The organism is Rhodococcus sp. 5A-K4, assembly GCF_046097995.1.
Classification (GTDB): domain Bacteria; phylum Actinomycetota; class Actinomycetes; order Mycobacteriales; family Mycobacteriaceae; genus Rhodococcus_F; species Rhodococcus_F erythropolis.
The window spans coordinates 18,928-45,198 of the sequence record NZ_JBJURM010000016.1 but is presented as its reverse complement, the minus strand read 5'-3'; the positions used below and the strand labels follow the sequence as shown (position 1 = coordinate 45,198).

Here is a 26,271-nt window from a genome sequence, read left to right as displayed (position 1 = left end):
CCCCATCCAATCGATAGGTTCCGCGATGTCAGACAAGATATCCAACAGCACAACGAGTGACGGAAAGCCGTTGCCGGAGAAAGCTGCCCGTAGCCGAGTTGCCATGGCAACTCTGGCCGGCACAACTCTCGAATGGTACGACTTCTTCCTCTACGGCACAGCCGCCGCGCTGATCTTCAACAAACAATTCTTTCCGAGCCTGAGCCCCACGGCCGGCACGCTGGCTGCCTTCAGCACCTTCGCCGTCGGATTCATCGCACGGCCGGTAGGTGGGCTCGTGTTCGGGCACTTCGGTGACCGGATCGGGCGCAAGGCCACACTCGTGGTCTCCCTGGTGATGATGGGCGTCGGGTCCACACTCATCGGCCTCATCCCGAACTACGATTCCATCGGATTCTGGGCGCCCGTCCTCCTGGTGGCCATGCGCGTCGTTCAGGGCATCGGTCTGGGCGGTGAAGGCGCCGGTGCGACACTCATGTCGATGGAGCACGCGCCGGCAGGGCAGAAGAATCGTTATGCAGGTTTCCCGCAGATGGGCACACCCGCCGGACTGGTTCTCGCCAACGGCATCTTCCTGACGACCAACGCCGTGATGTCGGACTCGGCATTCGCTTCGTGGGGTTGGCGAATCCCGTTCCTGCTCAGCTTCGTTCTGGTGGCGATCGGTCTGGTGATTCGCCTGCGCGTCACCGAGTCGCCGTCATTCGCCGGGATCATGGAGAAGGGCGAAATAGTCCGCTTCCCGCTGCGTGAGTCGCTCAAGGTCGGCTTCCCCCGCTTGTCTCTCACGCTTGCCGCGTGCTTGGCGAACTCCGCCGTGGCGTACGCCTTCATGGTGTTCACCCTGTCGTACGGAACTCAACATCTGGGCTACGACAAGCAATTCCTGGTGCTCAGCGTGACCGCGGCCGCAGTCCTGTGGTTCCTTTCCATCCCGTTCTGGACCAAGATCGCTGACAAGTACGGGCGTCGACACATGTTCATCGGCGGATCTGCCGCAATCCTGTTGTGGTGCATCGTGTTCTTCCCGCTACTGAACACCGAGAACAAAGTGGTCGCTGTCATCGCGTTCCTGGGTATGGGTCTGATCGTGCCGGTCACCCACTGCGTTCAGGGCAGCATCATCGCCGATACCTTCCCGGCCAAGGTCCGCTACTCCGGTTCGTCTCTGATCCTTCAGAGTGGTGCGATTCTCGGCGGTGGACTGGCGCCGATGATCGCCACCGCACTGCTGGACGCCACCGGGTCTTCGGTAGGCGTCACCTGGTACCTCGCCTCGATATGCACAATCAGCCTGGTCGGCGCCATCGCACTGTTCAAGATTGTCCCCGATTCGTCGCGGGGCTTGGAGCACGAGGAGATTCGCGTCTCCGAAAACGCCTGAGTACTGGATTGATCCGACATCGGCCCGTTCCCCCTCGCGGGGAACGGGCCGATCGGCGTTTCACGGTCGCATGAGCTCAGCTGCAAAGGACTCCAGCGTCGCGATCAGGGCCTGTGCGGACGGGCTCGACGTGCGAGTCGCCGAGGAAGTGATGCCGACGCTGTGCCCGATCGGATCGAGTGTGATGGACAGGGTGGTCAAGCGCGCGTCGTCGCGGGGGATGAGGCTCGGTAGGACCGCGATCATGTCGGTCTCGACCAGCAGCTGGCGCACGGTGAGGAAAGAGGTTGCCTCGACGCGGTTTTCGGGCAACGGCAGGCTGTTGCGGGCGAAGAACTCCTCGAGCTCGCGGCGGAGCACTGTCTCGACCCCGGGAAGGATCCAGGGGAAGCCGCGTAGTTCTTCGAGTTGGACGTCCTCGCGGTGAGCGAGCGGGTGATCCACGCGGGTGACGAGTTCGACGGACTCCGCGTAGAGGTTCCGTCTTGTCGCGGTGTCATCGGTAGGTGAGGTGAGCCGGCCGACGATCAGATCGATTCGGCCCGCTTCCAGATCGGTGAGCAACTGTTCGGGCGTGCCTTCGCGCACGATGACGGTGAGCAGCGGGTGGTGAACCTTCAGGCGCGCGATAGCGCCGGGAAGCAGCACGTTGGATCCGGCGAGATGTGTTCCCACGATGACGGTTCCGCGATTGGCGTCGGCAAGTTCGACGACGTGCCGCCCGGCTTCGGTCAGCTGCGCGATCACGGCCCGCGCATGAGTTGTGAAGGCCTCTCCGAAAATGGTCGGGGTGATTCCGCGTGGGCCGCGGTCGAAGAGCGAGACACCGAGAATGGACTCGATGTCGTGCAGACTGCGGGTCGCGACGGGTTGTGTGATGTGAAGTGCGGCAGCGGCGCCGACCACGCTGCCCTGACGGCTCAATGCGTCGACGAGCAGGAGATGGCGGAGTTTGAGTCGCCCGTCGAGGAGCTTGGGCATGTCCATGGAGCAATCCTAGACGGGATTACCGCGAGTGGGTAGGCGCCCGAAGTTGCTCAGAAGAAGGTGATTCCGATCGGTTGGGCCGAGGTGTACTTCTCCCAGGTTTCGCTGCTGTCCGGACTTCCCGTGTGCGCAAACGACGTCCAGTGCCGGCGTATCCGACGGCCCAGTGCGTCGATGCTCTGCCAGTCGCTGCTGCCCAGCATCGGTGAGCTCTTCCAGGACTGCTCGGTTCCCAACATGAAGGGTAGTTCGATGCAGTGAGTGGCTCCGAAGACGTCGTCCGTCGGTGCCCAGTCGAAGCGATACGTGTACACCGACGCGCCGGCCGCTGTGAAGGCGTCGGCCAGCTCCATCGCAGGTTCGGCAAACATGTTCTGTGTCAGTGCCTTTTCGGCGACGCGTTCGGGATCGGGTACTCCCGCCACGTCGCGCACGAAAGCGGATCCCTCGTCGCGGGTGTATCCCACGATGACGTCCGGCGCTGTTTCGAAAGTTCGGATCACCGGATCCAGTTCGGAAATCGGTGCGAAGGGCGGTTGCACGACGTTAGGGGACCGCCGGCTGAACTCGATTGCGGTGCTGCGGAATGCGTCGAGAATGCGGGAGAGTGGCGCGGTCCGAGGATCTCCGTCGAGCAGTCGGGCAAATGTTTCACCGTTCTCGATCGCGGCAGCCTGCGTGAAGTTGAGGTCCGGCCGTGGGGTGCTCTGCAGAATTGCTCGATGGAACAGAGTTCGAGAGTTGTTACTGCTCAACAGATTCACAATCGAATGAGCGCCGGCCGACTGCCCGAACACGGTGACCGAGTCTGGGTCGCCGCCGAATGCCTCGATGTTCTCGCGCACCCACTCGAGCGCTGCGATCTGATCGTGGACCCCGAGATTGCCTTCGCTCACGCCGTCGAGGAGGAGATATCCGAGCACGCCGACGCGGTAGTTGACCGACACCACGACGACGTCGCCCTCGGCTGACAAAGCGCCGCCGTCGTACCAGGGGAGGGAGCCGCCGCCACTGGAGTAGCCGCCACCGTGAAGCCAGACCATCACCGGGCGATGACCGGTCAGCGACGGGGTTGTGACGGTGACGGTGAAGCTGTCCTCGCTCTGCTCCGGTTCGGGGAGCGGTGGCCCCATGATGCGCGCGAGCCGTGAAGGTGGTTGGGGGAAGACCGTTCCAAGCGCTGTGGCGTCGAAGACGTCGGAGAACGGTCCCGCCGGCCGCGGCTTCTCGAAGCGCGGTGCGCGGGCGTAGGGGATCGCACCGAAGTAGTAGGAACCGTCACGCTTTAGGCCGCGGATCTTCCCCGAAGCTGTGGATGCGATCACCGTCTCGGACGAGGGCATGGGTTCCTTTCCTCTTGTGCATACCTTTTCGAGCATGCCAGGTGCATGCCGCGGCACAAATGCCTTTGTGGTCGTGCGGTATGCGTTACGGCGTGAGTGCCTGTACCAGTCGATCTTCGAGTCGCGTCGTCACTCGGCTGTATACGGCACCGTCGTCCAGGGCTCGGGACATCACTATTGCGCCTTGGATTCCGGCCACGGCTTCTTCGGCGAGTCCGGTGGAATCTTCGGCGCCGACGAGTGCCGCCTCGAGAGCTGCGGTCCATTCGTCGAAGTAGGTTCGCACCTTGGCGCCGAAGCGGTTTCGCTCTTCACCGAGTGCAAATGCGCCGAACAGGCAAATGCGTTGCCCTGACCGAAAGTAGTCGGCGACGGTAGCGAACATGCTCTCGATGCGCTGCCGCGGTGGAACCGACTCTGCTCGAAGCGGTTCGAAGACTTCGGTGCGAAACCATCCGTCGACCTCGTCGAGTACGGCCTCGGCCATCTCTTCCTTCCCTCGCGGAAAGAAGTTGTAGAGACTGCCTTTGCCCAAACCGGTGTGTTCGGTGATGACGGCCAGGCTTGCTCCGTCGAACCCGTAGGTTCGAAACACGTTCGCGAGAGCGGGGATCGTGTCCGAGCGTTCAGCTACCTGTCTGGCCATGGATTCATCCTTTCATCACAGACCCAACTCGCTCAGGCCCGGATGATCGTGCGGGCGTGGTCCGGTCGAATCCCAGAAGAACTTTCGCTCGGACTCCGCGATGGGGACGTCGTTGATGCTGGCATGACGGTGGTGCATGAGGCCGTCCGCGTCGAATTCCCAGTTCTCGTTGCCGTAGGAGCGGAACCACTGCCCGTCGTGATCGTGCCACTCGTACGCGAATCGCACGGCGATGCGGTCGTCGCCGTGTGCCCACAACTCTTTGATCAACCGGTAGTCCAGCTCGCGGGTCCACTTCTCGGTCAGAAGTTCGACGATTTCGGATCGGCCGGTGACGAACGTCGACCGATTGCGCCACCAACTGTCCGGCGTGTAGGCCAGCGACACCTTGTGCGGATCGCGTGAGTTCCATCCGTCCTCGGCGAGGCGGACCTTCTGGACGGCGGTTTCGTGGGTGAAGGGCGGAATCGGTGCTCGGACGGTCATTGCGTGGCCTCTCGATCGGATGTGTACCTATCGGTACATACTTTACCGATAGGTACAACAAGAGTCCAGGGAATGACTTCGGCCGCCCCAACCGAAGTGGGAGCGGCCGAAAGAGTCGAGAAGGAAGAAACTAGCGGGCGCGACGAGCCAGACGCTCGGAATCCGAGATCAGAACGCTCTTGCCTTCGAGGCGCAGCCATCCGCGGTGTGCGAAATCGGCGAGCGCCTTGTTGACGGTCTCGCGGGAAGCGCCGACGAGCTGGGCGATCTCTTCCTGCGTGAGGTCGTGAGTGACGCGCAGGGCGCCACCTTCCTGAGTGCCGAAGCGCTGCGCGAGCTGCAGGAGCGCCTTGGCCACACGGCCGGGAACGTCCGTGAAGATCAGGTCGGCCAGGGTGTTGTTGGTACGACGCAGTCGGCGGGCGAGAACGCGCAGCAGCTGCTCGGCGATCTCGGGGCGCTGCTGGATCCATGCCTTGAGAGCGTCGCGGTCCATGCTCACGGCGCGAACCTCGGTGACGGTCGTAGCCGTCGAGGTGCGGGGGCCGGGGTCGAAGATGGACAGTTCGCCGAACATGTCGGACGGGCCCATGATCGTCAGTAGGTTCTCGCGACCGTCGGGTGAGCGTCGACCGATCTTCACCTTGCCGGACACGATGATGTACAGGCGGTCACCGGGTTCACCTTCGTTGAAGATGACATGTCCACGGGGGAAGTCGACGGGCTGCAGCTGCTTTGTCAGCGCCGCTACCGCTGAGGGCTCGACTCCTTGGAAGATGCCGGCTCTTGCCAGGACGTCGTCCACGTGCGCTCCTTGTTGGGATTTGTTCGTTTGTGGTGTCATTTTTGCGCTAACTATCTTTGTACCCGCGCTGCGCACAAACCGTCGTACACAGGCTCAGCCCTCATGAGTGAGACACTGTGTCCAATGCAATCTGTGTTCAATGCAACAGGTACGGCATCGAAGTCTACGTCCCGATAGCTCGCGACGAGTGATTGATGCCACGTAAGAGCCGAAAATTCTTCCGGAATCCGCTGCGGTGACTACTTTGTATGGCCGTCAACTTGCCCGTTGTGTCCGAATTTCGCCCAGGCTGGCGCTCTCGGGAGCCTCCGACTGACGGCCCTTCCGCTTCCGGTGGAAGCGAGCGAACGCATGGGGAAACCCATCGCTTGCCAGGCGGGCGACGTCGTCGTGACTTGCCTGATCGAGGAAGTCTTCTACTTCGTGCTCTTGAACCGAGAGCCGACGCAATCGCCCTTCGACTCGTTCCATCGCCAGGGCAAAGAGCATCAGCAGTAGCGGAAAGAGAATTACTGCGAGTCCTTGCATAGGGGGAAGTAAACACGTCGAAGGTCTCAGAATCGACACGACGGAGTCTCCACTCATGTCGTATCCGTACAGTTGTCTGAGTGCAGACCACCCCGACAGGCAGTTCAGAGCAGCGGAAGAAACCGCGTTCGGGGGGTGCGCGGAAGGAAGAATCACACCTCGGATTGGTACGCCGGGCGCGTCGGATGAATCGCGAGCTCGCTGTGGCTTTCCCGCACGTGTATTGCGAACTCGACTTCACGACTCCGTTGGAACTGGCAGTGGCGACAATCCTGTCGGCGCAATGCACTGACGTCCGCGTCAACATGGTCACGCCGGCGCTCTTCGCCCGCTATCCCGACGCGAAGGCATACGCGGAAGCCGATCGGACCGAACTCGAGGAGTACATCCGCTCCACCGGCTTCTACCGGAACAAGACGACGTCGTTGATCGGACTCGGTCAGGCGCTACTCGAACGCCACGACGGTCAGGTCCCGAACAAGCTCGAAGATCTGGTGAAACTCCCAGGCATCGGACGCAAGACCGCGAACGTCGTGCTGGGCAATGCCTTCGACATTCCGGGAATCACCGTCGACACCCACTTCGGTCGGCTCGTGCGTCGGTGGAAGTGGACCGAGGAAGAAGATGCCGTCAAGGTGGAACACGCCGTCGGGGCACTGATCGAACGTAAGGAATGGACACTGCTCTCGCACCGCGTGATCTTTCACGGCCGACGGGTCTGCCACGCGCGCAAGCCCGCGTGCGGGGTGTGCGTTCTCGCCAAGGACTGCCCGTCGTACGGACTCGGCCCGACCGACAAAACCGAGGCCGCGGCCCTGGTGAAAGGCCCCGAGACCGACCATCTGCTCGCCCTGGCAGGGTTGTGATCGCCGATGACAAGTGCTGGAAGATGGTCTCTCGCTGCGCTCGTGGTCGTCGCGGCTCTCGTCGTGGCGATCTGGCCGCGCGGGGGAGACGACACGACGCCCACGTCCACGGGTCCGTCGTCGTCCGCGTATCAGCCGCCGACGTTCACTCCGTCGTCGGAATCGCTCGATCAACTCCGTAGCCAGGCCTCACTGGCTCCCTGTCCGACTCCGACGGGCGAAGCTCCGGCCGGCTCGGCGCTGGCCGGAATCACCCTCGACTGCGTGTCAGACGGTCGGCCCGTCGACCTTGCCGCAGCGATCGGCGGAAAACCGACTCTGCTCAACTTGTGGGCGTACTGGTGCGCGCCATGCGCCGAAGAGCTTCCGTACCTTCAGGAATTCGCGGAGCGCGCCGAGGGCAGCATCAACGTTCTGACGGTGCATTCGGATCCGAATCAGGAGAACGCTTTGACGCGACTCATCGACTACTCGGTGCGTTTGCCTGGCGTCCAGGACGGTGACGGCAAGGTACGGATCGCAGTGGGCGCACCGCCGGTGCTGCCGGTGTCGGTGCTCGTGCGCGCGGATGGAACAGTCGCCAAGGTCTTGCCTCAACCTTTCCGCAGTGCGGACGAAATCGCCGCCGCTGCGGCGCAATATCTGGGAGTCGTCGTATGAGCACACCGGTTCCCGAGTGGTTGCGAGCTGTCGCCAGCACCGAGCCCACCGATCCACACCGGATCAACCCCGTCCTCGAGCGTCGCGCGCCGCGCGGGACCGTGACGCGTCCGGCCGCGGTGCTCGTGCTCTTCGGCGGACCGCGTGAGGCAGACCCTCTCGCCGTCGGCGGCTTGCCGGAGGGCGCAGACGTGTTGCTGACCCAACGGGCGTCGACGATGCGTCAGCACAGCGGACAGGTCGCATTCCCGGGCGGCGCCGCCGATCCGGGCGACGACGGCCCCATCGGCACCGCGCTGCGTGAAGCGCAGGAGGAAACCGGGCTTGATCCGAGCGGAGTTCAGCCGCTCACCGTGCTGCCGGAGATCTTCATCCCGCCGTCGGGTTTCGACGTGACGCCGGTGCTCGGCTACTGGGAGCAGCCGACGACGGTGGGGATTCAGGACGAGGGCGAGGTCGGACGGGTGGCCAGGGTGCCGCTGCGCACGTTGCTCGACCCCGACAACCGGTTTCAGGTTCGCCATCCCCTCGGATACCAGGGCCCGGCGTTCCGCGCCGACGGCATGCTGGTCTGGGGGTTCACAGCAGGAATCCTCGCGGCGCTGTTCACGGTGTCGGGCTGGGAGATTCCGTGGAACTACGAGGACGTGAGAGACCTGGACACAGCGCTGTCCGAGTTCGGTGAAGGTGTCGAGGATTCGGCGGTGCCGCGATGACAGGTTCTCGCTGGGTGGACATCGCCATCGTTCTGGTCGCCCTCATCGCGGCCACGTCCGGATGGCGTCAGGGTGCGGTGGCGTCGGCGTTGGCGTTTGTCGGCGTGATCCTCGGTGCCGTCGCCGGAATTCTGTTGGCGCCCCACCTGCTCGTGCACGTCACCGAAGGCAAGCTGCGCATCCTCGCGGGCATCTCGCTGATCGTGGTGTTGGTCATCATCGGCGAAGTCGCCGGCATGGTGCTCGGACGCGCGGCGCGCAGCGGAATGCACAGTCCGACGGCGCGATCCGTCGACAGCGTCATCGGTGCGGGTCTACAGGCGGTGGCCGTCGTGGTCGCGGCGTGGTTGCTCGCGATTCCGCTCACTTCTTCGTCGCAGCCGAATATTGCCGCCGCTGTTCGTGGTTCGGATGTTCTCGCCAGCGTGGACGAACTGGCGCCGCAGTGGCTGCGCCGCATCCCGACGGAGTTTTCGGCGTTGCTCGACACCTCCGGCCTGCCGGACGTCATCGGCCCGTTCGGGCGTACGCCCATCACCGAGGTCGAAGCACCCGACGCGAGCGTTCTGGCCAGTCCGTTGGCGGCGCAGTTGCGTCCGAGTGTTCTACGCATCAACGGCGTCGCACCGAGTTGCCAGCGCGCGCTCGAGGGATCCGGATTCATCGTCGCTCCCGAACGCGTCATGACCAACGCACACGTGGTTGCCGGAACCGAGAGCATCACGGTGGACACCATGGAGGGCGCGCTGCCCGCGCAGGTGGTTCTCTTCGACTCCGCCGTCGACATCGCGATTCTGGCGGTTCCCGGACTGGACGCACCGGTGCTGCCGTTTGCTCCGGAGCAGGCTCAGACCGGCGACAACGCGTTGGTGCTCGGTTACCCCGGCGGCGGTCCGTACACGGCCAGCGCAGCCCGCGTTCGTGAGGTCCTGAACCTGAACGGACCGGACATCTACAAGGCCGGAACCACTCAACGTGAGGTCTACACCGTCCGCGGATCCATCAGGCAGGGCAACTCTGGTGGGCCGATGGTCGACGATCAGGGGCGCGTCCTCGGCGTAGTGTTCGGTGCTGCCGTCGACGACAGCGACACCGGATTCGTCCTCACCGCCCAGGAAGTATCGCGCCAGTTGAACGCGGCTGCCTCGGCGTCGACGCCGGTGCCGACAGGCGCCTGCATTCTGTAGCGGTCACTTCTCTGTAAGGAGGAAGTCCTCGAGTTCGCGGTTGACGCGCTCGGGGGCTTCCTGATGCGCGTAGTGACCAACTCCGGCAATGGTGCGCAGTTTCTCGCCGGGAGCCCAATGCTTGTCGCGCCGCACGGTACGGGTGAGCACGTACGGGTCGAGTTCGCCGTGAATCTGGACGATCGGAATGCGAAGAACCTGATCCATCAAACGCATGAAACGACGACCCTCGGGCCGGAGCTGGCTGCGGAAGGCCCAGCGCTGGTACTCCAGCGTGGAATGCGCGACGCCCGGGATCCGGATCGCGGCCCGCATCTTGGTCATCACGTCCGCGAACTCGGGTTGCTGCGGCCAGGTGGGGCCGGACCGCGAGCGAACCAGACGCTCCACCTCGGCGCCGTTGTCGGCCGTCAACCGACGTTCCGGGCGTAGCGGTACCTGATAGGCCAGGAAAGAGGGCAAAAGCGCGCGGCGCTGATATGGGTCGCGCACGACTGCTTTCTTGAGTGCCATCGGGTGTGGCGACGAGATCAACGCGATCGACCGCACCAGACGTGGATGCAGGAGCGCGGTCGCCCAGCACACCAACCCGCCGTCGGCATGACCGATCAGCGTGGCCTTGCCGTAACCCATCGCACGAATGAGACCGGCTACGTCACCGGCGAGCGTCCAACCGTCGTAGCCGCGAGGGGGTTTGTCGGAATCGCCGTACCCACGAAGATCCATGGCGACGACGCGGAATCCCTGTTCCGACAGTGCCGTCAACTGATGGCGCCAGGACCACCAGAAATCGGCGAATCCGTGCAACAGGACCACCAACGGAGCATCCGGCTCCGCGTCGCCTACCTCGACGACGTGAAACCGGATGCCGTTGGCGTGAATGTCCCGGTGAATCCAGGGGCCGTCGAACCTGACGGTGGATGGATCTGGGGCTGCCACTTTCGATCAGACTCGCTACCGGCGCGCGTTGAAATCGACAGACGGCTTTGCGTCGTCATGGCTGCCGGGAAGGACGTTCTTGGCCTGCTTGAGCGATTCGATCGTCTTCTCCGGAGCCCTCAGCTTGCGCACACGCAGATAACCGAGCAGCGCCAGAATCGCGGTGGTCACCACCATGATCAGGAAGACGATGAGGAACGCCAGCCAGCGCGGCACCCAGGTATCGAGCATCTCGGCCAGGAAGAAAAAGAAGAAGAACGAGCTGAACAGCAGAACCGTGAAGGCCAGGATGAAGAAGACACTGCCCTGCAGACCCTTCTTGACCTCGCCCGTGACCTCGGCCTTGGCAAGTTCAACCTCGGCGCGCACGAGGGTGGAGACCTGTGCGGTCGCGTCCTTGACGAGGGCCCCGATGGTGGCCTCACCCGGCGTGCGGGCGTCCACATCGGTGAGAGGGATGGACGAGACCGTGTTCGGTACTCCATCTCCGGTGAAGCGCTGGCTCTCTCCGTTGGTCAAGCTCACTTGTCGACCTCTCCAGGTAGTTCTCTCGCGTCCGTGGCAATGGCGGTGGAAGCGTCGTCTCGAGCCGCATGAACTCGTCCACGTCGCCACAGCAGCGCTGATCCGATCAGCGATGCCACCAACGATGTCACGAGAACTGCGGCCTTCGCTATCTCGGCCTCGCTGCCATCGCCGACCCCGTCCAATGCGAGGTCTGCTACAAGCAGGCTAACGGTGAACCCGATGCCACCGAGAACTGAGAGGGCAAACATGTCTCTCAATTCCAGTGTCTTGGGCTTGGTGGCTATGCCCAATTTGATCGCGAGCAGGGAAATTCCGAAGATTCCGACGGTCTTTCCGACCAGAAGGCCGACGACAACCGATTGCCCGACGGGGTCGGTGAAAATGTCGCCGAGTACCGCGGCGTTGATCGGAACACCGGAGGCGAACAGTGCGAAGACGGGGACGCAGAAGCCTGCGGAGTACGGCTGAATGCGGTGCTCGAGGCGGCTGCCCGGCGCGTATTCCTCGTCCGGATCGCGCCTGACACGGGTGAGTAGGCCGAGCGCGACGCCCGCGAGTGTGGCGTGTATCCCCGCTTCGTGCATCGCGTACCAGGTCAGTAGTGCCAGCGGGACGTAGAGGAACGGCGTCGTGATGCGCTTGTGCTGGGCGTAGGCGTAGACAGCGAGGGCTGCGGCCGCGGTCAGCAGCCACAACATCGCGAGGGAGCCGGTGAACAGTACGGCGATGAGGATGATGGCGAGCAGATCGTCGACGACGGCCAGGCTGAGCAGGAAGACTCGGGCGCTTGCGGGGATCTTCGATCCGGTGAGAGCGAGCACGCCGAGGGCAAAAGCGATGTCCGTCGCGACGGGAATGGCCCAGCCCTTGTCCATACCTGGAGTGCCGAAGCCGATGGACGCCGCGATGATCGCGGGGACCAGGACGCCGCCGCACGCCGCGATGATCGGGAGCATCGCGGCTTTGCGGTCCGCGAGCTCGCCGACCACCAGTTCGCGTTTGAGTTCGAGGCCGGCGACGAAGAAGAAGACGGCAAGCAGTCCGTCTTGCGCCCAGGTGCCAAGGCTGAGGTCCAGATGGAGTGCAGACGGGCCGATCTGGAAGTCGCGCAGTGCGATGTAGCTTTCACCGAAAGGTGAGTTCACCCAGATCAGAGCGACGGCAGCGGCGATGAGCAGTATCGATCCGCCCACCGTTTCGGTGCGCAGATAGCGGGACAGTTCGGAACGCAAAGTGGAGATCACGCGTGGGGACGACCTTTGTTCGTGCACCCGAGTTCGGATGCAACAGACATGAACGTGATCGACGTTGTAAAGCATCGAATGCACGTGCCGACCAGACTTCCCGGCTCACCTTTACGGGATTTTATCGCGGATTGCTCGCTGAGCCGAATTAGCGAACCGAATTTGCGCCGGAAAACCCCGCGGGTGTTCAATTCCTACTGATTGGGACACCATCCCACCAATTGGACAATTTTCGTATAACGGCGCAGGAGCATGTTTTGAGCACGTCAGTCAGTGAGAACCCACCCAAGCCGGAGGGCAGCGACGCAGATACCGTCGCCGGAGTGCCGCGCAGCCGAATCGTGGTTGCCAGCATGGTGGGTACGTCCATCGAGTTCTACGACTTCTACATCTATGCAACAGCGGCAGTATCGGTGTTCCCGCACCTGTTCTTCCCGAAGGGCAACGACACCACCGCGCTTCTCGCGTCGTTGGCGACGTTCGGACTCGCGTTTGTCGCCCGTCCCCTCGGCTCGATTCTCTTCGGGCATTTCGGTGACCGCGTCGGACGCAAGGCAACTCTGGTCGGCTCGCTGCTGACGATGGGTATCGCGACCTTCCTCATCGGACTGCTGCCCACTTATCACCAGATCGGTCTGCTGGCCCCGGCGTTGTTGGCGCTCATGCGTTTCTGTCAGGGCCTCGGACTCGGCGGCGAATGGTCGGGCGCGGCTCTGCTCGCGACCGAGACGGCCAAGGAAGGCAAGCGGGCCTGGGCAGCCATGTGGCCGCAGCTCGGTGCACCCATCGGCTTCTTCATGGCCAACGGACTGTTCCTGATCATCACGCTGTTCATGAACCACGACAATTCCAGCCCGGACCTCGAAGGTGCCTTCCTGAGCTGGGGATGGCGAATTCCGTTCCTGCTCAGCGCAATCATGGTGATGATCGGCCTGTATGTCAGGCTCAAGCTCGAAGAGACCCCGGTGTTCGCGCGTGCAGTCGAGCGCGGCGAGAAGGTCAAGACCCCGGTCGCCGAGGTATTCAAGACCAGCTGGCGTCAGCTGATCATCGGTACGTTCGTGATGCTCGCGACGTACACGCTCTTCTACATCATGACCACCTGGGTACTCAGCCACGGAACCGGCAAGACGGCGGCCGACGGCGGAACCGGCGCAGGCTTCAAGTACACCGATTTCCTTGTCCTGCAGCTCATCGCAGTCGTGTTCTTCGCTGCTGCCGTGCCGGTCTCGGGTTGGCTCGCCGACCGTTACGGGCGTCGTATCACACTGCTGATCATCACCGGCCTGATCATGGTGTTCGGCTTGACCTTCGGCGTGTTCCTCGAACCGGACGGAATGAACGACGGCCGCATGTTGGCGTTCCTCATCGTGGGCATGCTGCTCATGGGCCTGACCTTCGGACCGATGAGTGCCGTTCTCCCGGAACTCTTCCCGACCAACGTCCGCTACACGGGCTCGGGAATCGCGTACAACACCGCCAGCATTCTGGGCGCTGCGGTGGCGCCGTTCATCGCCGTCTACCTCGCGAAGAACTACGGCGTCGGCTGGGTCGGCATCTATCTCCTCGTAGCTGCGACGCTGACTTTTGTTGCGCTGCTGGTCATGCGCGAGACAAAGGGTGAGTCGCTAGACGATGTAGGGGCATAACCCTGCTGTGCGCCTTTATTAACCCCCGGCGGTTAATAAAGGCGCACAGCAGTTGTCAGGGAAGCTGAGCAGGCAGGACGTGCTCACCGGTCTTGTCGGTGCTCAAGGCCAAGGAACTGATGTACTGCTTCTCGCCGTTGGGGCCGGGAACATTCGACGCGAGCATGTCGGGTCGCTCGAACTCGATGCCGCTGACGCAGCACAGAAGCGTTTCGCCGGAGGGGTTCCCGTACTCGTCGAACATCGGCAGGTCGATGCCGTCGTCGGTGCGCCGCAGGTAGTACTTGCCCTTGGTGGCGACGGCGAGGACCGGCGGCATCACCAGTGCGATGACGATCGCGACGATCGGGGAGAACGGCTTGATCGCCGAACCGAAAGCACCGAAGAACACCAGGATCGAAATACCCGCGGCCAGCAGCATCGACACGAAGCCGACGGGGTTGACGTCGTAGAGCATTCCGCGTCGGAACTCGGGGACCTTCGGGGAGAGCTTCAACCAGTACTTGTTGATCGCGATGTCCGAGGCGACGACCACGACCCAGGCGATACCGCAGTTGGCGTAGAAGCCCAGGATCGTGTTGAGGAAGTCGAACATGTTGGCTTCCATCAAGATCAGTGCGATCGCCAGGTTGACCAGAACGAAGATCATGCGTCCCGGGTAGGTCTTGGTGACGCGGGTGTACGAGTTGGTCCACGCCAGTGAGCCGGAGTACGCGTTGGTGACGTTGATCTTGATCTGGCTGATGACCACGAGGATCACGGCAAGGGTCATGGCCAGCCAGTGCGGCATCATGTCCTGGTAGATCTCGAGAAACTGGTGCACGGGCTGGTTGGCGATCGAAGATCCGTCGACGACGTTCGCGATGATGTACACGGCGAGGAACAGTCCGACGATCTGCTTGAACGCGCCGAAGATGACCCAGCCGGGCCCCGCGAGAATTACTGCAGCCCACCAACGACGGGTGTTCTCCGGCGTCTTGGGCGGCATGAAGCGTAGGTAGTCGATCTGCTCGGCGATCTGTGCGATCAGCGACAGGCAGACACCCGCGGCCAGCATCACCGATCCGAAGTTGACGCCCTTGCCGTTTGCGCCGTCCTCACCGCCGAAGGCGAAGAACGCGCTCACCGAATCTGGGTGCTTGAACAGCAGATACAGGAACGGCAGCACCATCATGACGAGCCACAGAGGCGTCGTCCACACTTGGAGCTTTGCCAGAGCCTTCATTCCGTAGATGACCAGTGGAATGACCATCAGGGTCGAGACCGCGTATCCGATCGAGAGTGGGATCCCGAGCCCCAGTTTCAAACCCTGGGCCATGATGGAACCTTCGAGCGCGAAGAAGATGAAGGTGAACGTCGCGAAGATGACGTTGGTGACCACCGAGCCGTAGTAGCCGAAACCGCTTCCGCGCGTGATCAAATCGAGGTCGATGTTGTATCGTGCGGCGTAGTAGGCGAGTGGGAAGCCGGTGGCCATGATGACGACGGCAAACACGGCGATGCCCAGCAATGCGTTACCGGTGCCGTACGAGATGCCGATGTTGGCGCCGATCGAGAAGTCTGCGAGATACGCGATTCCGCCGAGCGCGGAGGTCGCGACGACGCCGGTTCCCCATTTGCGGTAGGTGCGTGGCGCAAATCGGAGGGTGTAGTCCTCCAGAGTCTCCTTCAGTGCGGCGTTCTCACCGAGATCTGCCCTGTCCGGTGCGCCGGCGGACACCTGCTCGTTCACTGCTGTCATGACGTCACTTCCCCTGGGTGCCTGTGCATGTGCACTTTGTGGTGCAGGCACCCAACCTAGGGAGGTGGCGTTACGCGGACATGTTTGAAATGTGTCGCCCACGTTGCGGATTCGATCCGCAACGTGAGCGAGCACTCATGGGACTTTCTTTACCTGTATCTGATCACCAACTGCCCGCGCCTGCAAGGCGAGTGGCTGCGTCCCGACTGGTCGTAGGTTGAGAACGGCGGCGGCCACCGGGTCGGCCAAGACGTTTCGGATGGTCCGGCGCAGGCCACGTGCTCCGTACACCGGATCGAATCCGCGCCGTTGCAACAGAGCGACGGCGCTGTCGTCCACGTCGACGTCGACGCCTCTCCTGGCCAACCGAGTCGTGATCAGTTCGATCTCGAGCCGGGTCACTTGTTCCGCGGTCTGTTCGTCGAACTCGTCGAGGATCACGGTTTCGTCGATGCGGTTGAAGAACTCGGGATCGAAGAACTTCTCGAGAGCGCGCTGCACCAAGTGGTGACCATGGTGTGGTCGATCGATCCGGACGCGATCGGCGAGCTGCCGCACCCGGGACCGTCGACGTTCCGCCACCGCAGCAGAACCGAGATTCGAGGTCAGGAACACGTAGCTGTTGCGGAACGAGATCTTCTGCTGACCGTTCGCCAACCGGAGTTCGCCGTTGTCGAGGACCTGCAGGAGCGCACGTAGAACGGTGGGGTCGGCCTTCTCCACTTCGTCGAACAGGACGATTCCGGGGGTGTACGGATCGCCCTCGACGGTGTTCTTGTCGAACAGTGTGAAGGACTCCTTGCTGCCGGCGTACCCAGGCGGAGCCCCGGAGAACGACGCCGCATAATGCTCTTGAGCAAGAGCATTCATGTCGATGCGGCACAGATCGTCGGGCCCGGACCGTAGTTCCGCGGCCACGCGCCGCACCAACTCCGTCTTGCCGACGCCGGTGGGGCCGACCAGAAGGATGTTGGCGAGCGGACGCGTCGGATCCGTGGCACCGACATGCGCGATCGAAATCGCCCGAACCACTGCGTCGACGGCGGCCTGTTGTCCGACGATCTTGGAACTGAGGGCTTTCGAGAGATTGCGAGCGCCGAAGGCTCCGACCGGTACGGGTTCGGATTGTTCCTCGGCCAGTGGTGGTGCTGCACTGTTCCGGTCATGGAGCATGTCGGTGATATACGGCACAGCGAGATCCTTAAACTTCGATTGTCTTCTCGACCGGCAGGTTTCCGACGCGGCAGTCCGCTACGCCCACTGTGTCTCGGGTGATGGCCTCGACGCGTTCCTGAGCCTTCTGGGCATCGGTGACCCACAGCTTGTAGAACTCGAACGGGCAGTCCGCGACGCCCTTGTCTCCGTCACCTGCTGCGTGCACGCCGGAGTATCCGCGGTGAAGGAGCTTGAAGATGTGGTTCTGGGACTGATCGTTCTCGCGTGCGTCGCGAATGGCGGACACGGACAGCTGCGCGTACTGGATTCCGTATTCCTCCTCGCCGGTCTCACCCAGCGTCCGACCGTCGAATCCGATGATCGCGGAGTGTCCGAAGTAGGAGTAGACGCCGTCGAATCCGGCCGCATTGGCAACTGCCACATAACAATTGTTGGCCCAGGCCATTGCCTTGGACATCATCACCTGCTGGTCCTTGGCGGGGTACATGTAGCCCTGGCAGCGGACGATGAGTTCTGCACCCTTCATCGCGCAGTCACGCCAGATCTCCGGGTAGTTGCCGTCGTCGCAGATGATGAGCGAGATCTTCAGGCCCTTGGGACCCTCGGATACGTACGTGGTGTCGCCGGGGTACCAACCTTCGATGGGGCACCAGGGCAGGATCTTTCGGTACTTCTGAACGATTTCGCCCTTGTTGTCGATGAGAATCAACGTGTTGTACGGCGGCTTGTTCGGGTGGTCTTCGTGCTGTTCACCGGTGATGGAGAAGATTCCCCAGGTATCGGCCTCGCGGCAAGCGGCGGAAAAGATTGCGGTCTCGTCACCGGGGATGGTTGCCGCTGTCGCATACATCTCCTCTTCGTTGTACATGATTCCCTGCGTGGAGTATTCGGGGAATACCACCAGATCCATTCCGGGGAGTCCGGTCTTCATGCCGATCATCATGTCGGCGATCTTGCGCGCGTTCTCGAGAACTCCGGCGCGATCGTGCAGGCGGGGCATCTTGTAGTTGACTACTGCTACGCCGACCGTGTCGTTGCTCGAGGAGATGTCACCGTGTCGCATTGTCTTTCACTCCTTGGTTGTGTGGATCAGTTGAAGACTGGATGAGTCTGGGGTACTGCGGCTTTGGGTGCGGCGAGGATCTTGGCCAGGCCGAGGAGAACCAGAAGCGCTCCGGCCCAACCGGCGGCTACCGCGGGTGTGGTGTGGAAGTTGTCGGTCAGGATCAGAAAGGCAGGAACAGTGCAGGTGGGCTGGCTCAGCAGGACTGCTGCCCAGCCGGTGAAGCGGCTGAGGTTCTCGCGGCCGAGGCCGAGCACCAGGAAGAACAGCGTCCACAGTGCTGCCCATGCGAGCCAGATGACCCCGAAGACGGGGTCGTTGCTCACCGTGAACGAGAGGAAGGAGTACACGAGCGCGGCGCACGCGACGAACAGTGAGAACCACCCGATTCCTTCCGGTTCGAAGCCGGCGAGATTGCTGATTCCCACGTAGAGGTAGGTGAATCCGAACAGGTAGAGGCCTGAGGCCGCCAGGACGGCGCTCGAATCTCCCTGTGCCTGAATCAACAAAACGGTGGGGACGACGCATTGAAGTGCGCCGACGAAGAGGTTGAGGACCGAGGCGGATCGAACGGGAACTGTGCCGAGCAGCATCAGTCCGTTGACGAAGAGGACGGCTCCCACGTAAAGCAAACCAACACTGCCCATCGGGCACCTCCGGTTACTTTCGGGACGGGTTACTTTCAAATGAAATGATTCCAAATGAAACTAAGTGATGCGCGCCACAGAAGTCAAGAGGTGGATCTCCGGGGAAGGTTTCAGAGGGTGGCGATGATCGAGAAGTCGAGTCCGTCGGCGACGGCCAGCTGAATCTTCTGTCGTGCAACGCGATCGCGAAACTCGACGGTTCCGCGAGGTCCGTCGTACGCGGCGCCTTCGACGACGGCGTCCAGGGCGTGCGGGTGGGTGCTGTCGGCGCGTCGAACCAGGGCCGAAAGGGTATGTATCCCTTCGTAACACGACTCGGCAGCGTTGTTCAGTGCCGGAGCGTGCGCGCCGTGCAGTGCGATGTAGCGCCCGAGCAGGTCCATGGAGTTACCGTCGACCATCGAGCGGAAGTACGCTGCCGACGCAAACAGGTTCCGGGTTGCGCGGGGGCCGCTTGCGAGCAGCATGTTTTCTTCCATCAACGGGCTGAACCGGATCATCGACTCGTCGAGGCCTCGGCGGGCGAAGGCTCGGTTGAAGTCGACGGCGTCCTGCCCGACGAGGAGCATGATCACGCCGTCGCAACCGGAGCTCGAGACGGTCTCGACCAACTGCTTCATGTTGCCGCGCCCCAGATCGACAAACGAACCGCCGACCAGGGTGAGATCGAGTTCGGTGGCGAATTGCCTCACGGCCCCGAGCGAGCTGTGAGGCCAGATGTAGTCGTCGCCGACGACGAACCACTTGCGCGCTCCGACGTTGTCGCGCAGCCACTTCAGTGCCGGCGCGATCTGCTGTCGTGGTGTTTCGCCCGAACAGTAGATTCCTGGTCTGACCTCGCCGCCCTCGTAGAGCGAGGTGTACGAGTACGGAATACGGCCTGCGACCACCGGCGCGAGTGCGTGCCGGACCGAGGAGATGTGCCAACCGCTGACGGCGTCGATGTCGCCTGCGTCGAGTAGCTGTTGCACGCGGGCTGCGACGACGCCCGGCGAAGCGCCGCCGTCGATCACTTCGATCTGGACTTCGCGTCCCAGTACGCCGCCGGAGTTGTTGAGATCGCGGGCGGCCAATTCGCTGATCGCCTCACACGACGGACCGAACAGTCCGGCCGGTCCTTGGAGGGGAACCACCATGCCCAGGCGCCACACGGCGCTGCGCGCGCGTTCGAGCGCGCCGGTAGCGCTCATGCGTCGCCGCCGGAATCGGAAGTCAGCGGCCTGGCCTGGGTTACTATCATTTCATTTGAAAGTATTGCCCGAGAAGTGTGAAGTACGCAACAGCGGGGGAGCGATCAGTGGGAAAAAGTGACTCCGGAATTCTTGATGCTTCGCTGACGACCGCGCTGGTCCGAGCGGCTCGAATGGCCGCGGCAGCGGCGGAGAAGACGCTGGCGGCTGAGAATCTCACTCTCGATCACTGGATGACGCTCGAAGCCCTGGCGTCGACCGAGGGGCTGACGATGGCTGAGTTGCGCGATCGAACGGGAACGCCGGCTCCGACGCTGACGCGAGTTGCGGACAAGTTGGTCTCGCTTGCGCTGATCTATCGCGAGGTCGGTGAGGACGATCGCCGGAAGGTGCGCGTGTTTCTCTCCTTGCGCGGAAAATCTCTGCACAAGCGGGTTGCCGCAGACATTCGCGTGGCCGAGGAGTCCTGGCTGACGTCGAAAGAGGAAGTGAAGTTGCGAGAGGGGCTCCGCCCCTGTGCGCCTTCCTGGTAGTGGGGACTACCAAAAAGGCGCACAGGGACCGAAGGCCCTACTTACCGCGGATTGCGTCGAATACCTTGGGGTCGACCAGGGTTGAGGTGTCTCCGAGGTCGCGGCCTTCGGCGACGTCGCGCAGGAGGCGGCGCATGATCTTGCCGGATCGGGTTTTCGGCAGTTCCGGCACGATCGTGATCTGACGGGGCTTTGCGATGGGGCTGATGTCGGTGGAGACCTGAGCCTTGAGCTCTGCGATGAGGACCTCGCCCGTGTTTTCGACGCCTTCGCGCAGGATGACGAACGCGACGATGCCCTGTCCGGTGGTCTCGTCCGCGGCACCGACGACGGCGGCTTCGGCGACTCCGTGATGGTTCACCAGTGCTGATTCCACCTCGGAGGTGGAGATGCGGTGACCGGAGACGTTCATGACGTCGTCGACGCGGCCGAGGACCCAGAGGGCGCCGTCGTCGTCGTACTTGGCGCCGTCACCGGCGAAGTACCAGCCTTCTTCGGCGTAACGGGACCAGTAGGTGTCGCGGTAGCGGTCCATGTCGCCCCAGATGCCGCGGAGCATCGCCGGCCACGGCTCGTCGAGGACGAGGTAACCGTTGCCGCCGGGGCCGAGGGGCTTGGCGTCGTCGTCGACGATCTTCGCGGAGATACCGGGCAGCGGTGCCATCGCGGATCCGGGCTTGGTGGCGGTGATACCGGGCAGCGGGGAGATCATGATCGCGCCGGTCTCGGTCTGCCACCAGGTGTCGACGATGGGGGCCTTGTTGCCGCCGATGACGTCGCGGAACCAGCGCCACGCTTCGGGGTTGATGGGCTCGCCCACAGATCCGAGCAAACGGATCGAAGACAAGTCGTGGGCGTCGGGGATTTCCCGGCCCCACTTCATGAACGTCCGCACGAGGGTGGGGGCGGTGTAGTAGATGGAGACGCCGTACTTCTCGATGATGTCGAAGTGGCGGTGCTCGTTCGGGGAGTTGGGGGTGCCTTCGTAGACGACCTGGGTGACACCGTTGGAGAGGGGCCCGTAGACGATGTAGGAGTGTCCGGTGACCCAGCCGATATCGGCGGTGCACCAGTAGACGTCTTGTCCCGCTTTGTGATCGAAGACGTTGTGGTGGGTGTACGACGCCTGGGTGAGGTAGCCGCCGGAGGTGTGGATGATGCCCTTGGGCTTACCGGTGGTGCCGGAGGTGTAGAGGATGAACAGGGGATGTTCGGCGTCGAAGGCCTGCGCTTCGTGCTCGGGCGAGGCCTGCGCGACGGTCTCGTGCCACCACAGGTCGCGGCCGTCGGTCCACTCGACGTCGATGCCGGTCCGGTTGACCACCAACACGTTCTGGACGGAGTCGGCGCCGGCGACGGATTCGTCGACCGCTGTTTTGATGGGTGCTGCGGCGCCGCGTCGCCACTGGCCGTCGACGGTGACGACGAGCTTGGCTTGGGCGTCGTCGATGCGTGAGCGCAGGGCGGTGGCGGAGAATCCGGCGAAGACGACCGAGTGGGTCAGGCCGAGGCGGGCGCAGGCGAGCATGGTGACGATCGCTTCGGGGATCATCGGCATGTAGATCGCGACGCGGTCACCGGCGACGAGTCCGAGGTCGGTGAAAGTGTTTGCGGCGCGGCTGACTTCGGCGAGGAGGTCGTTGTAGGTCAGATCCCGGGAGTCGCCGGGTTCGCCTTCGAAGTGGATGGCGACGCGGTCGCCGTTGCCGGCGAGGACGTGGCGGTCGACGCAGTTGTAGGCGACGTTGAGCTTGCCGCCGACGAACCACTTGGCGACGGGGGCGTCGGTCCAGTCGAGGACGTCGGTCCATTTCTCGTGCCAGTGAAGGCGCTCAGCCTGATTCGCCCAGAAAGCGAGGCGGTCGGTATCTGCGGCAGCCTGCAACTCCGGTCCCGCGTTGGCGGCCGCAGCGAACTCTGCGCTCGGCGGATATGCCTGGGGGACGTCTGTTTCGGCTGCGCTTGTCATGGCTGACGGCCTTCTTTCCACATTGATCGACACTTTTCTGACTCCGTGTGAGGGTAGTCACAAGCTCGCTCAAACGCACCGTTGCATCACGTTGCAACCCGTTGTCCTGCGACGATCGGTCGAATCGATGCGACGGGTGGTCACTTCCGCCGACGAATGAATGTGCCCGAATTCAATTACCCCCAATTTTCCAACAATGGGTGCGGTGCGCGCTTCGGGTTCGATGTGTCTATTGTCAAACCATTATTCGACCGCAACTCGAAGTCACGTTCACTTTCAGTTGTAGGCGACACGACGCCGGCAGTTACGGCTGTCGGCAGGCCGCGAGCATGCTCGGGGTCACTTAGATGTGGAAGGAATTCCTTTGCGTATCTCACGCATAGCGACCGGCGCGGTCGCGCTCGGAATGACGGCAGTGCTGATCACGGCATGTTCGTCCGGCGATTCGTCGGGCGGATCGTCCAGTGGCGTCGTCAACGCCTGGGCGGGCGAGCCTCAGAACCCGTTGATCCCCACGAACACGAGTGAGAACATGGGCGGCCGCGTCCTCGACTCGCTGTTCTCCGGTCTCGTTTCGTACACCGCAGACGGCGGTACGGAGAACGAGGTTGCCGAGTCCATCGAGAGCACCGACGGTCAGAACTTCACCGTCAAGCTCAAGGACGGTTGGACCTTCACGGACGGCACCCCCGTCACCGCGAAGTCGTTCGTCGACGCGTGGAACTACGGAGCCCTCTCCACCAACGCTCAGCTTCAGGCATCGTTCTTCGATCCGATCAAGGGCTACGACGAAGTTGCCGCCGAGGTTCCGACGGCACAGACCATGTCGGGTCTGAAGGTTGTGGACGACTCCACCTTCACCATCGAACTCAAGCAGCCCGAGTCGGCGTTCCCCGATCGCCTCGGCTTCACGGCTTACTACCCGCTGCCCGAGGTCGCGTTCAAGGACATGACCGCCTTCGGTGAGAACCCGATCGGCAACGGCCCGTACAAGCTCGACGGAACCGGCGCGTGGCAGCACAACGTCCGCATCGACACCGTCGTGAACCCGGACTACAACGGCAACCGTAAGCCGAAGAACGCCGGCGTCGACTTCATCATGTACAACAGCCTCGACACGGCGTACACCGATCTCCTGGCCAACAACGTCGACGTTCTCGACCAGGTTCCGCCGAGCGCCGTCACGACCTTCGAGTCGGACCTGCCCGGACGCACCGTCAACCAGCCGTCGGCAACCATCGAGACGTTCACGATCCCGGGTCGCCTGCCGCACTTCAGCGGCGAAGAGGGCATGCTCCGCCGTCAGGCGATCTCGATGGCGATCAACCGCGATCAGATCACCCAGCAGATCTTCAACAAGACCAGGACGCCTGCACTCGACTTCACCAGCCCCGCAATCAAGGGCTGGAACGACTCGCTGACCGGTAACAGTAACGTGAAGTTCGATCCCGAGGCGGCCAAGGCTGCTTGGGCCAAGGCTGACGCCATCGCACCGTGGTCCGGCAGCTTCGAGATCGCCTACAACTCCGACGGCGGACACCAGGAATGGGTCGATGCCACGGCGAACAGCATCCGCAACACCCTCGGTATCGACGCGAAGGGCAAGCAGTACGCCACCTTCGCTCAGATCCGCACCGAAGCCACCGACCGCACCATCCAGAGCTCTTTCCGCTCCGGTTGGCAGGGCGACTACCCGCAGCAGTACGGCTTCCTGGCGCAGAACTACCAGACCGGCGGCAGCTCCAACGACGGTGACTACTCCAACCCCGAGTTCGACCGCCTCCTGCGCGAATCGGCCGGCCAGACCGATCAGGCGAAGGCTCAGGAACTGCTCGATCAGGCCCAGGAAGTCCTGCTCAAGGACCTGCCCGCAGTTCCGACGTGGTACCGCAACGCTGCCAGTGGATGGTCGGAGAACGTTTCCAACGTGACCATCAGCTGGAACGGTGTTCCGGTCTACGAAGACATCGAAAAGAACTGACGCGTAGAACGATCCGCATCTGAAACGTGAGTTCGGGGCGGCAGGCGCCCTGCCTGCCGTCCCGAACTCGTGTTCACACCGGACTGTCCGCTGACGTACACGATCATCGACAAGGAGGTGATCCGATGCTCTGGTACATCGGTCGCCGAGTGCTTCAAATGATCCCGGTTTTTCTCGGGGCCACTCTTCTGATCTACGCCATGGTCTTCCTGCTTCCCGGTGATCCGATTGCCGCGTTGGCGGGCGACAAGGCGCTCAGTCCGGCTGTGGCAGCACAGCTTCGGGAGCGCTACCACCTCGATCTCCCCTTCTATCAGCAGTACCTGCTGTACCTGAAGGGCATCTTCACGCTGGACTTCGGCACGTCGTTCTCCGGACGACCTGTCAGTGAAGTTCTGGCACAGGCATTTCCGATCACGATGAAACTTGCCTTCATGGCACTGATCGTCGAGACGGTCTTCGGTGTCGGCTTCGGCCTCATCGCGGGCCTGCGTAAGGGCGGATTCTTCGACAGCACCGTCCTGCTGTTCAGCCTCGTTCTCATCGCCATCCCGATCTTCGTGATCGGCTTCCTGGCTCAGTTCTTCATCGGCGTCAAATGGGGCATCGTCCCGCCGACGGTCGGTGGCAACACCAGCTTCACCAATCTCCTGCTCCCTGCCCTGGTTCTCGGTTCGGTCTCGTTTGCGTACGTACTGCGACTGACCCGAACGTCCGTGGCGGAGAATCTGACTGCCGATTACGTCCGCACCGCTACCGCCAAGGGACTTTCCCGTGGACGAGTGGTTCGCGTGCACGTGTTGCGCAACTCGCTGATCCCCGTGGTCACGTTCCTGGGTGCCGACCTCGCGACGTTGATGGGCGGCGCCATCGTCACCGAGGGCATCTTCAACATCAACGGCGTCGGTGGCACGATCTACCAGGCCGTGACCAGAGGTGAAGCGCCGACGGTGGTTTCGTTCGTCACCATCCTGATCGTGATCTACCTGATCGCGAATCTGCTCGTCGACCTCTTGTACGCCGCGCTCGATCCGAGGATCCGCTATGTCTGAGACCGTGAAGACCGGACGCGCAGTCCGGCAAAGTCATTTCGTGGCACCGCCCGAAGTTGCGGCACCGGGGGAGACGGACGCCGTCAAACTCGATCAGGCGCCGACGAGCATGTGGACCGATGCGTGGCGCGACCTACGCAAGCGCCCCCTGTTCATCATCTCGACGATCATCATCCTCGCGGTCATCGTCATCGCAGCGTTTCCGAGCTTGTTCACGAGCACCGATCCGCGGTTCTGCGACCTGACCTACAGCATGCAGGGGCCGACCTCAGGGCACTGGTTCGGTTTCGACCGCCAGGGCTGTGACGTGTACTCGCGCACCATCTACGGTGCTCGCGCATCCGTACTCGTGGGCGTCGGTGTCACGGCGTCGGTGCTGGTGATCGGCGTGATCTTCGGTGCGCTGTCCGGTTTCTACGGCGGATGGACCGATTCGATCCTCTCCCGTGTCGCCGACATATTCTTCGGCATCCCGCTGATCCTGGCTGCCATCGTCCTGATGCAGCTGTTCACCGATCGCACCATCTGGACCGTCGTCGGCGTGCTGGCGCTCTTCGGCTGGCCGCAGATGGCAAGAATCGCTCGAGGCGCGGTGATCTCGGCGAAGAACAACGATTACGTCATGGCCTCGGAAGCGTTGGGTGTCTCGAAGCTCAAGACACTGATCCGCCACGTCATCCCGAACTCGTTGGCGCCCATCATCGTGGTCGCCACCATCTCGCTCGGTACGTACATCGTTGCCGAGGCGACGCTGTCCTTCCTCGGTATCGGTCTTCCGTCCACCGAGGTTTCGTGGGGCGGCGACATCAGCAACGCTCAGGTGACGCTGCGTCAGGGTTCGACCATTCTGTTCTACCCGGCAACGGCTTTGGCGATCACCGTTCTCGGATTCATCATGATGGGTGACGCTCTGCGCGACGCCCTCGATCCCAAGTCGCGGAAGCGGTGAGC

General features: G+C 62.7%; 25 protein-coding genes. 10 read left to right on the top strand and 15 right to left on the bottom strand.

Annotated elements, in window-relative coordinates; genetic code table 11:
• The first annotated feature begins 25 nt into the window (after positions 1–25).
• A complete protein-coding gene (locus ACKAMS_RS20515; RefSeq protein WP_019746615.1) occupies positions 26–1,384 on the top strand; it encodes an MFS transporter in 1,359 nt (452 codons plus the stop codon).
• A gap of 60 nt (positions 1,385–1,444) precedes the next feature.
• On the opposite strand, the gene ACKAMS_RS20510 is transcribed toward ACKAMS_RS20515, so the two are convergent.
• The 6 genes from ACKAMS_RS20510 to ACKAMS_RS20485 all read right to left on the bottom strand — a co-directional run bounded on the left by ACKAMS_RS20510 (position 1,445) and on the right by ACKAMS_RS20485 (position 6,179).
• The gene (locus tag ACKAMS_RS20510) at positions 1,445–2,371 is read right to left on the bottom strand and encodes a LysR substrate-binding domain-containing protein (RefSeq protein WP_030535682.1); all 927 of its coding nucleotides are present in this window, start codon (positions 2,369–2,371) and stop codon (positions 1,445–1,447) included.
• A 50-nt stretch (positions 2,372–2,421) separates the two neighbouring features.
• Positions 2,422–3,714 carry a carboxylesterase family protein gene (locus tag ACKAMS_RS20505; RefSeq protein WP_408989447.1) on the bottom strand — a complete coding sequence of 431 codons (1,293 nt, stop codon included), beginning with the start codon at positions 3,712–3,714 and terminating at the stop codon, positions 2,422–2,424.
• A gap of 85 nt (positions 3,715–3,799) precedes the next feature.
• Positions 3,800–4,360, bottom strand: coding sequence for a TetR/AcrR family transcriptional regulator (locus tag ACKAMS_RS20500; protein WP_021342679.1), 561 nt, complete (start codon positions 4,358–4,360; stop codon positions 3,800–3,802).
• Positions 4,361–4,375: 15 nt separating this feature from the next.
• The gene (locus ACKAMS_RS20495; RefSeq protein ID WP_019746619.1) at positions 4,376–4,846 is read right to left on the bottom strand and encodes a nuclear transport factor 2 family protein; all 471 of its coding nucleotides are present in this window, start codon (positions 4,844–4,846) and stop codon (positions 4,376–4,378) included.
• 130 nt (positions 4,847–4,976) lie between these two features.
• Positions 4,977–5,651 (bottom strand): Crp/Fnr family transcriptional regulator, encoded by a 675-nt coding sequence (locus ACKAMS_RS20490; RefSeq protein WP_003943506.1) that lies wholly within the window; start codon positions 5,649–5,651, stop codon positions 4,977–4,979.
• 255 nt (positions 5,652–5,906) lie between these two features.
• On the bottom strand, positions 5,907–6,179 hold the full coding sequence (locus tag ACKAMS_RS20485) for a hypothetical protein (RefSeq protein WP_019746620.1): 273 nt from the start codon (positions 6,177–6,179) through the stop codon (positions 5,907–5,909).
• Between the two features lie 80 nt (positions 6,180–6,259).
• Here ACKAMS_RS20485 and nth point away from each other — a divergent pair, with 80 nt between their 5' ends.
• Genes nth through ACKAMS_RS20465 form a run of 4 tightly spaced genes read left to right on the top strand, consistent with a single transcriptional unit; the run spans position 6,260 to position 9,608 of the window.
• A complete protein-coding gene (gene nth, locus ACKAMS_RS20480) occupies positions 6,260–7,045 on the top strand; it encodes an endonuclease III (RefSeq protein ID WP_003943471.1) in 786 nt (261 codons plus the stop codon).
• Positions 7,046–7,051: 6 nt separating this feature from the next.
• Entirely contained in the window at positions 7,052–7,705 is a 654-nt protein-coding gene (locus tag ACKAMS_RS20475) for a TlpA disulfide reductase family protein (RefSeq protein WP_020968261.1), read from the top strand.
• The gene (locus ACKAMS_RS20470) at positions 7,702–8,421 is read left to right on the top strand and encodes a CoA pyrophosphatase (protein WP_019746622.1); all 720 of its coding nucleotides are present in this window, start codon (positions 7,702–7,704) and stop codon (positions 8,419–8,421) included. The genes ACKAMS_RS20475 and ACKAMS_RS20470 overlap by 4 nt, the downstream gene beginning before the upstream one ends.
• Entirely contained in the window at positions 8,418–9,608 is a 1,191-nt protein-coding gene (locus ACKAMS_RS20465) for a MarP family serine protease (protein WP_019746623.1), read from the top strand. Before ACKAMS_RS20470 ends, ACKAMS_RS20465 begins: the two co-directional genes overlap by 4 nt.
• Before the next feature lie 3 nt (positions 9,609–9,611).
• Here ACKAMS_RS20465 and ACKAMS_RS20460 read toward each other — a convergent pair whose 3' ends face one another.
• Genes ACKAMS_RS20460 through nhaA form a run of 3 tightly spaced genes read right to left on the bottom strand, consistent with a single transcriptional unit; the run spans position 9,612 to position 12,403 of the window.
• Positions 9,612–10,547: an alpha/beta fold hydrolase gene (locus ACKAMS_RS20460; protein ID WP_019746624.1), complete on the bottom strand. Its 936-nt coding sequence runs from the start codon at positions 10,545–10,547 to the stop codon at positions 9,612–9,614.
• A gap of 15 nt (positions 10,548–10,562) precedes the next feature.
• The gene (locus ACKAMS_RS20455) at positions 10,563–11,072 is read right to left on the bottom strand and encodes a phage holin family protein (RefSeq protein ID WP_019746625.1); all 510 of its coding nucleotides are present in this window, start codon (positions 11,070–11,072) and stop codon (positions 10,563–10,565) included.
• Positions 11,069–12,403, bottom strand: a complete 1,335-nt coding sequence (gene nhaA / locus ACKAMS_RS20450) for a Na+/H+ antiporter NhaA (protein WP_019746626.1) — start codon at positions 12,401–12,403, stop codon at positions 11,069–11,071. Before nhaA ends, ACKAMS_RS20455 begins: the two co-directional genes overlap by 4 nt.
• A 173-nt stretch (positions 12,404–12,576) precedes the next feature.
• Between nhaA and ACKAMS_RS20445 the strand changes: the two genes are divergently transcribed.
• Entirely contained in the window at positions 12,577–13,968 is a 1,392-nt protein-coding gene (locus ACKAMS_RS20445) for an MFS transporter (RefSeq protein ID WP_019746627.1), read from the top strand.
• A gap of 55 nt (positions 13,969–14,023) precedes the next feature.
• On the opposite strand, the gene ACKAMS_RS20440 is transcribed toward ACKAMS_RS20445, so the two are convergent.
• From ACKAMS_RS20440 to ACKAMS_RS20420, 5 genes are all read right to left on the bottom strand, one after another.
• The gene (locus tag ACKAMS_RS20440; protein ID WP_408989446.1) at positions 14,024–15,709 is read right to left on the bottom strand and encodes a purine-cytosine permease family protein; all 1,686 of its coding nucleotides are present in this window, start codon (positions 15,707–15,709) and stop codon (positions 14,024–14,026) included.
• A gap of 135 nt (positions 15,710–15,844) precedes the next feature.
• Positions 15,845–16,900: an AAA family ATPase gene (locus ACKAMS_RS20435; protein WP_408989445.1), complete on the bottom strand. Its 1,056-nt coding sequence runs from the start codon at positions 16,898–16,900 to the stop codon at positions 15,845–15,847.
• Between the two features lie 10 nt (positions 16,901–16,910).
• A complete protein-coding gene (locus tag ACKAMS_RS20430; protein WP_019746630.1) occupies positions 16,911–17,948 on the bottom strand; it encodes an aliphatic amidase in 1,038 nt (345 codons plus the stop codon).
• A 26-nt stretch (positions 17,949–17,974) separates the two neighbouring features.
• Positions 17,975–18,595 carry an AmiS/UreI family transporter gene (locus ACKAMS_RS20425; protein ID WP_019746631.1) on the bottom strand — a complete coding sequence of 207 codons (621 nt, stop codon included), beginning with the start codon at positions 18,593–18,595 and terminating at the stop codon, positions 17,975–17,977.
• A 110-nt stretch (positions 18,596–18,705) separates the two neighbouring features.
• Positions 18,706–19,785 carry a substrate-binding domain-containing protein gene (locus tag ACKAMS_RS20420; protein WP_030535677.1) on the bottom strand — a complete coding sequence of 360 codons (1,080 nt, stop codon included), beginning with the start codon at positions 19,783–19,785 and terminating at the stop codon, positions 18,706–18,708.
• A gap of 107 nt (positions 19,786–19,892) precedes the next feature.
• Here ACKAMS_RS20420 and ACKAMS_RS20415 point away from each other — a divergent pair, with 107 nt between their 5' ends.
• A complete protein-coding gene (locus tag ACKAMS_RS20415; RefSeq protein ID WP_046379750.1) occupies positions 19,893–20,318 on the top strand; it encodes a MarR family transcriptional regulator in 426 nt (141 codons plus the stop codon).
• A gap of 37 nt (positions 20,319–20,355) precedes the next feature.
• Here ACKAMS_RS20415 and acs read toward each other — a convergent pair whose 3' ends face one another.
• Entirely contained in the window at positions 20,356–22,287 is a 1,932-nt protein-coding gene (acs, locus tag ACKAMS_RS20410; protein ID WP_029254340.1) for an acetate--CoA ligase, read from the bottom strand.
• 364 nt (positions 22,288–22,651) lie between these two features.
• On the opposite strand from acs, the gene ACKAMS_RS20405 reads away from it, so the two are divergent.
• The 3 genes from ACKAMS_RS20405 (at position 22,652) to ACKAMS_RS20395 (ending at position 26,269) form a co-directional block, all read left to right on the top strand.
• Positions 22,652–24,268 (top strand): ABC transporter substrate-binding protein, encoded by a 1,617-nt coding sequence (locus ACKAMS_RS20405; protein ID WP_020968269.1) that lies wholly within the window; start codon positions 22,652–22,654, stop codon positions 24,266–24,268.
• Positions 24,269–24,393: 125 nt separating this feature from the next.
• Positions 24,394–25,320 carry an ABC transporter permease gene (locus tag ACKAMS_RS20400; RefSeq protein ID WP_019746637.1) on the top strand — a complete coding sequence of 309 codons (927 nt, stop codon included), beginning with the start codon at positions 24,394–24,396 and terminating at the stop codon, positions 25,318–25,320.
• The gene (locus ACKAMS_RS20395; protein WP_019746638.1) at positions 25,313–26,269 is read left to right on the top strand and encodes an ABC transporter permease; all 957 of its coding nucleotides are present in this window, start codon (positions 25,313–25,315) and stop codon (positions 26,267–26,269) included. The genes ACKAMS_RS20400 and ACKAMS_RS20395 overlap by 8 nt, the downstream gene beginning before the upstream one ends.
• The last annotated feature ends 2 nt before the right edge of the window (positions 26,270–26,271 follow it).